Source organism: Rhodococcus sp. 06-462-5 (genome assembly GCF_002258315.1).
In the GTDB taxonomy this organism is placed as follows: domain Bacteria; phylum Actinomycetota; class Actinomycetes; order Mycobacteriales; family Mycobacteriaceae; genus Rhodococcoides.
On sequence record NZ_NOYD01000029.1, the window covers coordinates 190,642 to 202,849 of the forward strand.

Annotated in this window: 16 protein-coding genes; 15 read left to right on the forward strand and 1 reads right to left on the reverse strand. The window is 67.0% G+C overall.

The window, feature by feature from the left end:
* Positions 1-16: 16 nt before the first annotated feature.
* Entirely contained in the window at positions 17-505 is a 489-nt protein-coding gene (locus tag CH251_RS16265; protein WP_094614109.1) for a GNAT family N-acetyltransferase, read from the forward strand.
* Between the two features lie 16 nt (positions 506-521).
* On the opposite strand, the gene CH251_RS16270 is transcribed toward CH251_RS16265, so the two are convergent.
* Positions 522-1,457 (reverse strand): HAD family phosphatase, encoded by a 936-nt coding sequence (locus CH251_RS16270; protein WP_256979127.1) that lies wholly within the window; start codon positions 1,455-1,457, stop codon positions 522-524.
* A 206-nt stretch (positions 1,458-1,663) separates the two neighbouring features.
* On the opposite strand from CH251_RS16270, the gene CH251_RS16275 reads away from it, so the two are divergent.
* The 14 genes from CH251_RS16275 to CH251_RS16340 all read left to right on the forward strand — a co-directional run bounded on the left by CH251_RS16275 (position 1,664) and on the right by CH251_RS16340 (position 12,052).
* Entirely contained in the window at positions 1,664-1,945 is a 282-nt protein-coding gene (locus tag CH251_RS16275) for a glutaredoxin family protein (RefSeq protein WP_094614037.1), read from the forward strand.
* Positions 1,946-2,101: 156 nt separating this feature from the next.
* Positions 2,102-2,962 (forward strand): redox-sensing transcriptional repressor Rex, encoded by an 861-nt coding sequence (locus CH251_RS16280; protein WP_094614038.1) that lies wholly within the window; start codon positions 2,102-2,104, stop codon positions 2,960-2,962.
* Positions 2,959-4,371 carry a glutamyl-tRNA reductase gene (locus CH251_RS16285; RefSeq protein ID WP_094614039.1) on the forward strand — a complete coding sequence of 471 codons (1,413 nt, stop codon included), beginning with the start codon at positions 2,959-2,961 and terminating at the stop codon, positions 4,369-4,371. The genes CH251_RS16280 and CH251_RS16285 overlap by 4 nt, the downstream gene beginning before the upstream one ends.
* Positions 4,368-5,345: a hydroxymethylbilane synthase gene (gene hemC / locus CH251_RS16290; protein ID WP_094614040.1), complete on the forward strand. Its 978-nt coding sequence runs from the start codon at positions 4,368-4,370 to the stop codon at positions 5,343-5,345. The genes CH251_RS16285 and hemC overlap by 4 nt, the downstream gene beginning before the upstream one ends.
* A 159-nt stretch (positions 5,346-5,504) precedes the next feature.
* Entirely contained in the window at positions 5,505-7,067 is a 1,563-nt protein-coding gene (locus CH251_RS16295; RefSeq protein WP_068046447.1) for a bifunctional uroporphyrinogen-III C-methyltransferase/uroporphyrinogen-III synthase, read from the forward strand.
* 36 nt (positions 7,068-7,103) lie between these two features.
* Positions 7,104-8,078: a porphobilinogen synthase gene (gene hemB, locus CH251_RS16300; protein WP_094614041.1), complete on the forward strand. Its 975-nt coding sequence runs from the start codon at positions 7,104-7,106 to the stop codon at positions 8,076-8,078.
* Entirely contained in the window at positions 8,075-8,713 is a 639-nt protein-coding gene (locus CH251_RS16305; protein WP_094614042.1) for a hypothetical protein, read from the forward strand. The genes hemB and CH251_RS16305 overlap by 4 nt, the downstream gene beginning before the upstream one ends.
* Positions 8,714-8,810: 97 nt before the next feature.
* Positions 8,811-8,984, forward strand: a complete 174-nt coding sequence (locus CH251_RS27560) for a hypothetical protein (RefSeq protein WP_155290783.1) — start codon at positions 8,811-8,813, stop codon at positions 8,982-8,984.
* A gap of 70 nt (positions 8,985-9,054) precedes the next feature.
* A complete protein-coding gene (locus tag CH251_RS16315) occupies positions 9,055-9,495 on the forward strand; it encodes a hypothetical protein (RefSeq protein ID WP_094614043.1) in 441 nt (146 codons plus the stop codon).
* Position 9,496: 1 nt separating this feature from the next.
* A complete protein-coding gene (locus CH251_RS16320; RefSeq protein WP_094614044.1) occupies positions 9,497-9,985 on the forward strand; it encodes a hypothetical protein in 489 nt (162 codons plus the stop codon).
* Positions 9,982-10,233 (forward strand): hypothetical protein, encoded by a 252-nt coding sequence (locus CH251_RS16325; RefSeq protein WP_256979115.1) that lies wholly within the window; start codon positions 9,982-9,984, stop codon positions 10,231-10,233. The genes CH251_RS16320 and CH251_RS16325 overlap by 4 nt, the downstream gene beginning before the upstream one ends.
* A 16-nt stretch (positions 10,234-10,249) precedes the next feature.
* Positions 10,250-10,531: a metal-sensitive transcriptional regulator gene (locus CH251_RS16330; protein ID WP_032393890.1), complete on the forward strand. Its 282-nt coding sequence runs from the start codon at positions 10,250-10,252 to the stop codon at positions 10,529-10,531.
* Between the two features lie 21 nt (positions 10,532-10,552).
* Positions 10,553-10,756 (forward strand): heavy-metal-associated domain-containing protein, encoded by a 204-nt coding sequence (locus CH251_RS16335; RefSeq protein ID WP_094614046.1) that lies wholly within the window; start codon positions 10,553-10,555, stop codon positions 10,754-10,756.
* Between the two features lie 111 nt (positions 10,757-10,867).
* Positions 10,868-12,052: a sorbosone dehydrogenase family protein gene (locus CH251_RS16340; RefSeq protein WP_373454962.1), complete on the forward strand. Its 1,185-nt coding sequence runs from the start codon at positions 10,868-10,870 to the stop codon at positions 12,050-12,052.
* Positions 12,053-12,208 lie beyond the last annotated feature (156 nt).

Sequence of the window (12,208 nt, forward strand, 5' to 3'; positions counted from 1 at the left end):
GGGTTATCCTGTGCCCGTGCACATTCGAGACACCATCATCGACGACCTGCCCGAAATTCTCGACATCCACAACGATGCGGTCGCCAACACCACCGCCATCTGGGACGAAGAACAGGTCGATCTCGCCGATCGCACAGCCTGGTTCGAGGGCCGGATCGCCGCCGGATATCCGGTACTCACCGCAGAGGTCGACGGCCGGGTGGCCGGCTACGCGTCGTACGGACAGTGGCGGGTCAAGAGCGGCTACCGGCACTCGGTGGAACACTCGGTGTACATCCACCGGGACTTCTACCGACGTGGGCTGGCCAGCGCCCTGCTGAGCGAGTTGATCGAGCGAGCCGAGGCAAGCGACATTCACGTGCTGGTCGGGTTCATCGAATCCGAGAACACCACGTCGATCGCACTGCACGAGAAACTCGGATTCGTCACCGTCGGACAGATGCCGCAGGTGGGCGTCAAGTTCGGTCGGTGGCTGGACCTGACGCTGATGCAGCTCACGCTCTGATCGCCGTCCGGATGGATCAGGCCTTGCGACGGCCGATCACCGCGGCCAGCCCGCCGCCCACAGCGCCCAAGGCCAACGCCGTGGGCACACCGATCTTGGCGGCCTTGCGTCCGGTGCGGTAGTCGCGGATCTCCCAACCCCGGTTCTTGGCCAGCTCACGCAGGTCGGTATCGGGGTTGATCGCCACGGCGGTGCCGACCAGCGAGAGCATCGGCACGTCGTTGTGGCTGTCCGAATATGCGGTGCAGCGCTTGAGGTTGAGACCTTCGCGCACCGCCAGCGAGCGCACCGCGTGCGCCTTGCCGATACCGTGCAGGATGTCGCCGACGAGCCGGCCGGTGAACACCCCGTCCTTGCTCTCGGCGACGGTTCCGAGGGCCCCGGTCAAGCCCAGACGCTTGGCGATGATCTGGGCCAGTTCGAGGGGAGTGGCCGTGACCAGCCAAACCTGCTGACCGGCGTCGAGGTGCATCTGAGCGAGCGCCCGGGTGCCGGCCCAGATCTTGTCGGCGATCATCTCGTCGTAGATCTCCTCGCCGAGCCGGGTCAGCTCCGAGGTGGGACGGCCGGTGATGAACGAGAGCGCCTTCTCTCGTCCGCTCGCCACGTCCTCGCTGTTCTCCTTGCCGCTGACCCTGAATTTGACCTGCTGCCAAGCGAATTGGGCCAGATCGCCGCTGGTGAAGTATTTGCGGGCGGCCAGCCCGCGAGCGAAGTGGATGATCGACGCGCCCTGCACCATCGTGTTGTCCACGTCGAAGAAGGCAGCAGCCGTCAGGTCTCGCGGAACGGCACCCTCGGACTCGATCTGCAACGCCAGAGCCGCATCGGCACTGGCCTGGCCGGCCACGTTGGCGCGGACCTCGGCGTCGGTCGGACCGAACGGATTGCGAATCCTGCGGATGCGGCGCTTGAACTGCTTGTCCTCGCGCGGATCGTTGGTATCGACCATGTCGATGTCGGGCGTGTTCTCGATCGGCAGGTCTGTTCCCCCGTCACTCACTTACGTCCACCTCCCAGTCGAGTCGCTCGCCCCAAGCCTAGTCGGGGTTGCCCGAACGACAGGCGAAGGGCAGCACTGCACGCCTGTGGTTCGGCCCCTGATCGGACCGGGCAGTGTGACCTTCGTCTCCACTGCCGCCGTGTCACAGTGGAGGCATGCAGACGACTCCCACCGGCGTGGCTCTTCTCACCCGCGCAGGCTGCCATTCCTGCACGCACGCATTCGAGGTGTTGAGCGAGGTGTGCCGCGAATTCGACCTGGCCATAACCGTCGTCGACGTCGACGAGGCGGCAGCGGAATCGCCTGACCTGCGTGCGGAGTACGGGGATCGGGTGCCCGTGGTGCTTCTCGACGGCATCGAACACAGTTACTGGGAGGTAGACGTGCCGCGGTTGCGGGCCGATCTCACCCGTGCAGGGCACCCTAAGAACGTGTGATTGCTCTCGCGTGTGCAGGTGAGGGCCGGTGTGCGCAACTTTGTTCATTCGTTCACAAGCAGTTACCGTGGTGTGAACAGCGTCCGTGAAATAGACACGAACGCAGGATCAGCGTGAAGACCGGCATCGACGCCGTTCGGACGAGGAGCCCCAGACGTGACCGAAGAGCGCCCGTCGCCCAGCGGCGTAGAGCGGGTCATCCCTCAGGCTACGGTCACCCGTCTGGCGACGTACCTGCGGGTCCTCTCGATCCTCGCAGACGAGGGCGTTCTCATCGTCTCCAGTGAAGAACTGGCCACCGCAGCAGGCGTCGGATCGGCCAAACTGCGCAAGGATCTCTCCTTTCTCGGCCCCAACGGCGTTCGCGGAGTCGGCTACGACGTCGCCCGTCTCCGCGCGAAAATCGACAGCGCACTCGGACTCGATCGCGGCCATCGTGTCGTCCTGGCCGGAGTCGGCAACCTCGGGCAGGCGCTGGCCGGCTACGGCGGATTCGCTCGACGCGGCTTCACGATGGTCGGACTGTTCGACAGCGACCCGGCGCGGGTGGGCACCGACATCGACGGCCTCACCGTGCGGCACGTCGACGAACTCGTCGCCGCCTGCCGTGAACTCGAAGCCACCATCGGCGTCATCGCCACCCCCGACGAGGCCGTGCACAGCGTCGCCGAGCAGCTCGTCGCGGGCGGCGTCGAATGCATCCTGAGCTTCTCGCCGATGGTTCTCGACGTCCCCGAGCACGTCGAGGTGCGGCGCGTGGACCTGGCGGTGGAGATGCAGGTGCTCTCCTTCAACAGCTCGCGCAACGTGTCCGGACCGACCGACATCGCCGGCCCCGCCATCGTCGCCGCGCCGCGGCCGCAACCGGTATCGCCGCCCCCGCTCTCGTCGTCACCGCTCTCGTCGTCACCGCTCACGTCCACGGCACGCCTCGGCCGCAGTCACGGCCCGCGTATCGCCGGCAATCCAAGCCCAGTCAACAGTTCGACAAGAAACGGATCGGTGATTGCACCGTGAGTGTCCTTCTCGTCGGGATTTCGCACCGTAGCGCTCCCGTCGCAGTCCTCGAGCGTGTCGCCATCACGGACACCGACCGCCCGAAACTGACCGACAAGCTCATGGCCAGCGGAAGCATTTCCGAGGTCATGGTGGTGTCCACGTGCAATCGCGTCGAGATCTACGCCGTCGTCGACGCCTTCCACGGCGCATTGACCGCCGTCGGCGAAGTTCTCGGTGAACACTCCGGGCTCGAGATCGCGGACCTGACCAAGCACGCCTACGTCCGCTACAGCGAGGCCGCCGTCGAGCACCTCTTCGCCGTGGCCAGTGGCCTCGACTCGATGGTCATCGGCGAGCAGCAGATCCTCGGCCAGATCCGTTCGGCCTACGCCGCCTCGGACGGGCAGCAGGCCTCGGGCCGTGTCATGCACGAACTGGCTCAGCAGGCCCTGCGCGTGGGCAAGCGTGTCCACAGCGAAACCGGAATCGACGCCGCCGGAGCCTCGGTGGTCTCGGTCGCCCTCGACCGCGCCGCCGAGAAGTTCGACGGTTCCCTCGCCGGCCGCAAGGCCGTCGTCCTCGGAGCCGGAGCGATGGGCGGCCTCGCCGTCGCCCACCTCGGCCGCGCAGGCATCGGCGCGCTGACCGTCGTCAACCGCACCCGCGAGCGAGCCGACCACCTGGCCGAGAACGCCGTCTCCAACGGGATCACGGCAACCTCGGTCGCCATCGAGGACCTGGCCGACGCAGTCGCCGAGGCCGACATCCTCCTCACCTGTACCGGAGCGGTGGGGGCCGTGGTCTCCATCGCCGACGCCCACCTCGCGCTCGCCCGCCGCGGCTCCGATCGACCGTTGGTGATCTGCGACCTCGGTCTGCCGCGCGACGTCGACGCCGCGGTGTCGGGTCTGCCGGGCGTCACCGTCTTCGACATGGAGTCCCTGCAGCGCGATCCTGCTGCCGGTGCCGCGGCGAACGACGCGTCGGCGGCTCGCGAGATCGTCTCGAGTGAACTCTCGGGTTACCTTGCCGGACAACGACTTGCCGAGGTCACCCCCACCGTCACGGCGCTGCGTCAGCGTGCTGCCGAGGTGGTCGAGGGAGAGCTGCTGCGTCTCGAATCGCGGCTGCCCGGGCTCGACTCGCCGCAGCGCGACGAGGTGGCGCGCACCGTGCGTCGCGTCGTGGACAAGCTGCTGCATTCGCCCACCGTGCGCGTCAAGCAGCTCGCCAGCACGCCGGGTGGGGACTCCTACGCCGCTGCGTTGCGGGAGTTGTTCGAGCTGAGCCCCGGCTCGGTCGACGCGGTCGCCACGCCGATGGAGATCGGCTCGCTGGAACTGGTGGACGATTTCACCGCCAGCCGCACCGATCTGCGCTCGGACTCCTACCCCGGCGGAACCACCGGTCAGGAGCGTGCCGAATGACCGGCATCGTCAAGATCGGTACTCGCGGAAGCCTTCTCGCGACCACCCAGGCCGACACGGTTCGGGTGGCCCTCGCGGCAGCCGGAGTCGAAGCGGAACTGGTGATCGTCAAGACCGCAGGCGACCTGTCCGCTGCTCCCGTGCAGACGATCGGCGTCGGTGTCTTCACCGCGGCGCTGCGTGAGGCGCTGGCCGACGGCACCGTCGACATCGCCGTGCACTCGTACAAGGATCTGCCGACAGCGGCCGACGAACGGTTCACCATCGCCGCCATCCCCGCTCGCGAGGATCCGCGCGATGCCCTGGTCGCCCGCGACGGACTGGTACTCGGTGAGTTGCCTGCCGACGCGAAGGTCGGCACGTCCGCACCCCGCCGTATCGCTCAATTGCGGGCTCTCGGACAGGGATTGGACGTTCTGCCGTTGCGCGGCAACCTCGACACGCGGATCGGGAAGGTGGCGTCGGGTGAGCTCGACGCCGTCATCGTCGCCCGCGCCGGACTGTCCCGTATCGGCCGACTCGACGTCGTCACCGAGGCGCTCGACCCGGTTCAGCTGCTCCCGGCACCGGCCCAGGGTGCGCTCGCCGTCGAATGCCGCGTCGAGGACACCGATCTCGCGGCGGCCATCGCCACCCTCGACGACGCACACTCACGCGCCGCGGTGGCAGCCGAACGCGGACTGCTCGCCGAACTCGAAGCCGGCTGCACCGCTCCGGTCGGTGCGATCGCAGAGGTGGTCGAATCCATCGACGAGGACGGCCGAATCTTCGACGAACTGTCCTTGCGGGGCTGCGTCGCCGCCATCGACGGCAGTGACACCATCCGGGCGTCGATCGTCGGATCACCCGATCGCGCCGAGGAGCTGGGCCGGGAATTGGCCCGCGAACTGCTCGATCTCGGTGCGCGCGAACTGGTTTCGATCACCGAACCGGCACAGGCCGGTTCTCCGGCACAGGGTGGATCTCATGTCTAGGGCCATAACGGCACCCGTCCGCGGACGCGCCAAACGCAAGGCGACCCGTCCCGTGGTGCGAAGAGAGTCGATCGCCACCGCTCGACTGATTCCGAAACGGGGCACCGCAACCCCGATTGAACTGCAGTACCCACACAAGACAGCACTGGAGAACAACCGATGAGCCCAGTCCGCAAGAACACCAACGGACGGATCCTGTTCGTGGGATCCGGGCCGGGTGACCCGGCTCTGCTCACGGTCCGGGCACGGGAAGTGCTCGGAGCGGCCGAGCTCGCATTCACCGATCCCGACGTCGACAAGGGCGTCACCGCCCTGGTCGGTGCCGACGTTCCGCGTGACCCGGAGACGGGCGAGAACGGTGTCGAGGTTCGTCCGGCACTCGGCGAACCGGCCGAGGTCGCCAAAACGCTTCTCGCCGAAGCCAAGAACGGCCACGATGTGGTTCGCCTGGTCTCCGGTGATCCGCTCACGACCGACTCGGTGATCGCCGAGGTCAGCGCCGTCGCCCGCACACACGTGCCGTTCGAGGTGCTGCCCGGCCTGCCGTCGGGGTCGGCCGTCCCCAGCTACGCCGGAATGGCACTCGGCTCGGGCCACACCGAGGCCGACGTCCGGGGCGAGGTCGACTGGGCAGCACTCGCTGCTGCTCCCGGCCCGCTGGTACTGCACGCGACATCGGGTCACCTGGCCGAAACCGCCAGTGCCCTCGTCGAACACGGCCTGGCACCGCAGACGCCCGCAGCCATCACAGTCCGCGGCACCACCCGTCAGCAGCGGACCGTCGAGGCCACCCTCGCCACCCTCAACGACGCGGGATCCGAGCTCGTCGGATCGCTCGTCGTCACCGTGGGCAAGGTCGTCTCGGGCCGAAACAAGATGTCCTGGTGGGAATCTCGCGCACTGTACGGCTGGACCGTGCTGGTGCCGCGCACCAAGGACCAGGCCGGGGAGATGAGCGATCGACTCGTCACCCACGGAGCCATCCCCATCGAGGTCCCGACCATCGCCGTCGAGCCCCCGCGCAGCCCGGCCCAGATGGAACGCTCCGTCAAGGGCCTGGTCGACGGCCGCTACCAGTGGGTCGTCTTCACCTCCACCAACGCCGTTCGCGCCGTGTGGGAGAAGTTCGAGGAGTTCGGTCTGGACGCTCGCGCGTTCTCCGGCGTCAAGATCGCCTGTGTCGGTGAGGCAACCGCGGCGAAGGTGCGCTCGTTCGGCATCAACCCCGAACTCGTGCCGTCGGGTGAGCAGAGCTCACTGGGACTGCTCGAGGACTTCCCGCCGTACGACGAGGTCTTCGACCCGGTCAACCGAGTTCTCCTGCCGCGCGCCGACATCGCCACCGAAACGCTCGCCGAGGGCCTGCGCGAGCGGGGCTGGGAGATCGACGACGTCACCGCGTACCGCACCGTTCGGGCAGCACCGCCCCCCGCCGAGACCCGCGAGATGATCAAGACCGGCGGCTTCGACGCAGTGTGCTTCACGTCGAGCTCCACCGTCCGGAACCTGGTCGGCATCGCCGGAAAGCCGCACGCGCGCACGCTCGTTGCATGCATCGGCCCCAAGACCGCCGAGACGGCCGTCGAATTCGGTCTGCGCGTGGACGTGCAGCCCGAGTCGGCGCAGGTCGGACCGCTGGTCGAGGCTCTCGCCGAGCACGCGGCTCGCCTGCGAGCCGAGGGCGCACTGCCTCCGCCGCGCAAGAAGTCCCGCCGCCGCTAGAACCAGCGGAGGCACACCGGTCCGTAAGGAGTTCGCTTGTTCCCCACCGACCGTCCTCGACGCCTGCGCCGTACCCCGGCACTGCGTCGACTCGTGGCCGAGACCTCGCTCGAGGCACGGCATCTGGTGCTGCCGATGTTCGTGGCCGATGGCATCACCGAGCCTCGGGCGATCAGCTCGATGCCCGGGGTCTACCAACACACGCTGGATTCGCTGAGCGCCGCCGCCGCAGAAGCGGTCGCGGCAGGCGTCGGCGGCGTCATGTTGTTCGGGGTACCGAGGCCCGAGGACAAGGACGAGACCGGCTCGGGTGCAACCGACCCGGACGGAATTCTCAATCGGGGTCTGGCGCGGCTGAAGGCCGACCTCGGAGATTCGACGGTCATCATGGCCGATACCTGCCTGGACGAGTTCACCTCGCACGGGCACTGCGGAGTCCTGGGCGAGAACGGTTCCATCGACAACGACGCCACCCTGCTGCGCTACGTGGATATGGCCGTCGCGCAGGCGGATTCCGGTGCGCACCTGCTCGGACCGAGCGGGATGATGGACGGACAGGTCGGGGCCATCCGCGCCGGACTCGACGCTGCCGGCCACGTCGAGGTCGGTCAGCTGGCGTATTCGGCGAAGTACGCCTCGGCCTTCTACGGCCCGTTTCGCGAAGCAGTGGGGTCCTCGTTGCAGGGCGATCGCCGGACGTACCAGCAGGATGCGGCGAACCGCCGCGAGGCCACCCACGAGGTGGAACTCGATCTCGCCGAGGGTGCCGACATGGTGATGGTCAAGCCGGCGATGTCGTACCTCGATATTCTTCGCGACGTCGCCGAGATGTCACCGGTTCCGGTTGCGGCGTATCAGATCTCCGGGGAATATGCCATGATCACCGCCGCCGCTCAGAACGGGTGGATCGACCGCGACGCAGCGGTGCTGGAATCGCTCGTCGGCATTCGACGCGCCGGTGCCGATGTCGTACTGACCTATTGGGCTACCGAAGTGGCGGGCTGGTTGTGAACGAATTTCCTCCGAACAACAACCCGGACGGCAACAACCCCGACAGCAACAGGCCGGGTAACCCACCGCCGCAGCCGGATTGGCAGCGCTGGGAGATGGAGCACGGCTTTCCGCAGACAGGACCGGAGCCCCCGCCGACCCCGCGTCCGGCGCCCGTCGACGTAGAGACCGCACGCCACCTGTGGTGGGGAGTGGCGCTGATCGGGGCGCTCTCGGCGCTGTTCTCGGTGTGGACACTGTTCGGGGCGCGCGAGGAATTCGCGCAGTCCCTGCTCGACGACCTCGCAGCGCAGGACGCAGCCGCCGACATGACGGTGGAGTCAACGCAGTCGATGGTGACGGTGATGCTCGTCGTCACGGTGTTCGTCGTACTCGGTTTCGGGGCGCTGTTCCTGTTCTGGGTAAAGCGGATGCGCGCAGGCAAGATGTGGGCGCGCATGCTGCTCACCATCATCGGATCGTTCACCGTGTTCACGATGATCCTCGAACTGTTCGCCATCGCGTCGAGCGCAGGTGCGATGAACATCGTGATGAGTGTGCTCGGGATCGGCCAGGGAGTGCTGGCCGCCGGCGCGATCTACCTGATGCACCGTCGGGAATCCAACGAATACTTCGTCGCTTCGGGACGGCGGTAGTTTTCAGAACTCGATAATTCCGGGCGTGTTCGAGGCTGCGGTACGGGCCGTGTGACTAGCATCACTCTCGATATCGTCTCGAGTGATCGGAACCGACATGGCAGAGCACACCCCTGCAGCAGCGAGCATCACGCAGCCGACCGCAGCACCGGCCGTCGATCGCGAGCCCTGTCCCGCCGAGAGCGGTCGCCCCGGCTGGGCCCTGCTCGGGCTGTTGCTCGCCGTCTCGGCTGCCATCGCAATCATGGCGCTGGGCATTTCTGCAGGCTGAGCGCGTCGCGTCGGTACGCAATCTCTGCCGGCCGAACGCACGGCTCGCCCACGGTGGCAGGATGTCTGGCGTGAGCGCAGACACCGACGCACCGATCGCCCGGCCCCGTGTGGTTTCCGTCGCCTACTGGCTGTGGTTGGCCTCGGCGGTGCTGCTGATCGTGGTGTGCATGATCGCCCTGACGCTCCCCGCCGACCAGATCCGCGCGTCGTTCACCACCGGCGGTGCGACGGACGAGCAGATCGATTCCTTCTTGACGGTCTTTCGTGGACTCGGCGTGATCTTCGGTGTGGTCGGGCTGGCCGTCGGCCTGATGTCGGGCCCGGTTCGTGGCGGAGACCGCAGGTTCCGACGCGCTCTGGTGGCGCTGTCCGGAGCCGTCGCGCTGCTGTTGACGTTCGCCGCGCTGGTGTTTCCGTTCGTGCTGCTGGTGATCACGGTCGCGTTGGTGGTCGCGGCCGTTCTGGTCTACCGGCCGTCGGCGCGGGAGTGGTTCGTCCGTGAGCAGTGAGATGAGTAGCGAGACCCCCACCGACGACCCCGTGCTCTTCCACGAGCCCGGTGGGCGATGGCGCATGCTCGCCTGGGGACCGGTGTTCTGCCTCGTGGTTCTCGCGGTCGAACTCGCATCCGGACCGGTGATCCACTGGTTCGCTCTCGCTCTCTTCTCGCTGATTCTCGTCGGTCTCACGTACGTCCAGCTGCGCGCCGCGCGGATGCACGTCAGCGTGGAACTCACCACCCGTCGGCTGCGCCAGGGAACCGAGACCGTCGACCTCGACGAGATCGACGACATTCTGCCGCCTGCCGAGTACGCCGACGGCGAATACGAGCCGAAGAAGTGGGAGACCGCGCGAGTACTCGGAGAGCTGTCCGGTGTCCCGCGCAAACGTCACGGCATCGGGCTGCGTCTGGTGGGCGGCGGACTGGTGCAGGCGTGGGCGAAGGACGACGACGGGTTGCGTGCGGCTCTCGAAACGGCCAAGCGGGAGTACCTGTGAGGAAGTCCCTCGGGTGGGCGGAGTTGGCGCTGGCTCTGCTCGCGGTGATCGGAGCTGTGGCGTGCTGGAACGCAGGCGTGCGCACCACCGAGTTTCCCGCGGTTCCCGATGTGTCCCCGGCGTATTCGGGGACGTTCTACTCGGGGTCCTGGATCGCGCTGGCCGCTCTGGCCGCCGTCGTGGCCGGACTGCTGATGGTCGACGGCGTTCGTCGAGTCGTGTCGAGGGGTGCACCCCCTACCGGGTAGGGGTATGGTTGGCGGTATGAGCAGCTACAGCGCCGAGCAGGACGACCTGTTGAAGCGATTGCGTCGTATCGAGGGCCAGGTGGCCGGGATATCGAGAATGGTCGCAGACGATCGCTATTGCATCGACGTCCTCACCCAGGTGTCCGCGGTGACCAAGGCGCTGCAGTCGGTCTCGTTGAAGCTGCTCGACGCCCACCTCGCTGGATGCGTCGTGGAGGCCGCGAAACACGGCGGACCCGAGGCGGACGCGAAAGTGAAAGAGGCCTCCGAGGCCATCGCCCGCCTGGTTCGTTCCTGACTTAAGAGGGGAAGATTGACGATGCAGACGACATATTCGGTCGAGGGCATGACGTGCGGGCATTGCGCCGCATCGGTGAGAGAAGAAGTATCGGAGATCTCGGGAGTCACCGGCGTCGACGTCGATGTGAATTCCGGTGCGGTCGTGGTGAGCAGCGATTCGACGCTCGACACCGCGACGGTGGATGCCGCAGTCACCGAAGCCGGGTATCGACTGGTGTCCTGACACGCTCGGTCGGTGGTTCGGAAGTCGCGAAAACGGTGATACCGGAAAAATGGGACTCACCGAACACCGTCAGGAGCGCTCGTGAAGAAATCGGCCACCGGAGCAGCCGTCATCGCCGTGAGTGTCGCGCTGGTAGCGGCCTGTTCGGCGGACACCACCGAACAGGGCAGTAGCGCAGAGCCGACCGGGTCGTCCGCGACCACGTCGTCGCAGAGCTCGTCCGAAGCTGCTCCCTCGCCGGACGCGCCTGCCGGGCCGCTGCCGAACCTGTCGGTCACCACCGTGCTCGACGGCCTCGACAAACCGTGGGATGTGGTGGTTGCTCCCGATGGAACGGTGCTGACGGGGGAACGCTCCGGCCGGTTCGTCATCCGCGACTCCGCGGGAGTCCAGCGTGAACTGAACGCGGACCTCGGCGATCTCTACGCCGCCGGTGAGACCGGACTGATGGGAATCGCACTGGCCACCGATTTCGCCGCGTCGCGAACGGTCTACACCTGTCAGGGTGTGCGCGGCGACGCGGGAAACAACATCGGCGTGATGTCCTGGACCGTGGACCCGGAGTGGACGGGTCTGACGCGCACCGGCACTCTCGTCGACGACATTCCGGTCGCCGACGGCGGGCGTCACGGTGGCTGCCGCATCCTCGCTCACCCCGACGGCACGCTGTACATCGGCACCGGGGACACTGCGAGCCCCACTGTTCCCCAGGATCGAAACTCGCTGGGCGGCAAGGTATTACACGTCAACGCAGACGGTACCGCCGCGGCCGACGCGCCGGATCGCATCTTCACTCTCGGGCATCGCAATGTGCAGGGACTGGCGATCCGCCCCGGAACCGACCAGATCTTCGAGGTCGAGCAGGGGACGAGCCGAGACGACGAGCTGAACCTGTTGGTGCCGGGCGGCAACTACGGTTATCGCCCCGATCGACGGTCGTCGGTCTACGACGAATCGGTCCCCATGACCGACCCCGATCGGGTTCCCGGTGCCCTGCCCGCAGTGTGGAGTTCGGGTGATCCGACCATTGCCACCCCCGACGTCACGTTCACCGACGGTGAGCAGTGGGGCTCCTGGAGCGGTGCCGCGGTGATCTCGAGTCAGCAGGGCGAGAAGCTCGTCTTCCTGGCGTTGTCGGAGGACGGAACCGAGTACGTCGCCGAGGCGGAGGCGCTGGACGGCACCTACGGCAGGCTGCGTTCGCTCACCCCCTTCGGAAGCGACGGCGGCTTCCTGCTCACCACCGACAACGGATCCGACGATCAGGTACTGCTCGTCACTCCCGAGGTCGGCTGAACCGAGGTTGCCGTCTCCCACGCGTGATCGGCAATTCGGTCAGCGTGTGACCTGGGACTGCTGTCAACTCCTGTTGCTGCCGGGTAACGAATTGCCTCGTGAGTCGGCGAGCCGCCTCCTGATTGTGTTTAAGATCATGTGATACCGGTCATATCG

Excerpts from the sequence above, each read along its gene's own strand:
- CH251_RS16270 (WP_256979127.1), bottom strand. The coding sequence starts at position 1,457 with ATGGTCGATACCAACGATCCGCGCGAGGACAAGCAGTTCAAGCGCCGC.
- CH251_RS16275 (WP_094614037.1), top strand. The coding sequence starts at position 1,664 with ATGCAGACGACTCCCACCGGCGTGGCTCTTCTCACCCGCGCAGGCTGC.
- hemC (WP_094614040.1), top strand. The coding sequence starts at position 4,368 with ATGACCGGCATCGTCAAGATCGGTACTCGCGGAAGCCTTCTCGCGACC.
- CH251_RS16295 (WP_068046447.1), top strand. The coding sequence starts at position 5,505 with ATGAGCCCAGTCCGCAAGAACACCAACGGACGGATCCTGTTCGTGGGA.
- CH251_RS27560 (WP_155290783.1), top strand. The coding sequence starts at position 8,811 with ATGGCAGAGCACACCCCTGCAGCAGCGAGCATCACGCAGCCGACCGCA.
- CH251_RS16320 (WP_094614044.1), top strand. The coding sequence starts at position 9,497 with ATGAGTAGCGAGACCCCCACCGACGACCCCGTGCTCTTCCACGAGCCC.
- CH251_RS16330 (WP_032393890.1), top strand. The coding sequence starts at position 10,250 with ATGAGCAGCTACAGCGCCGAGCAGGACGACCTGTTGAAGCGATTGCGT.
- CH251_RS16335 (WP_094614046.1), top strand. The coding sequence starts at position 10,553 with ATGCAGACGACATATTCGGTCGAGGGCATGACGTGCGGGCATTGCGCC.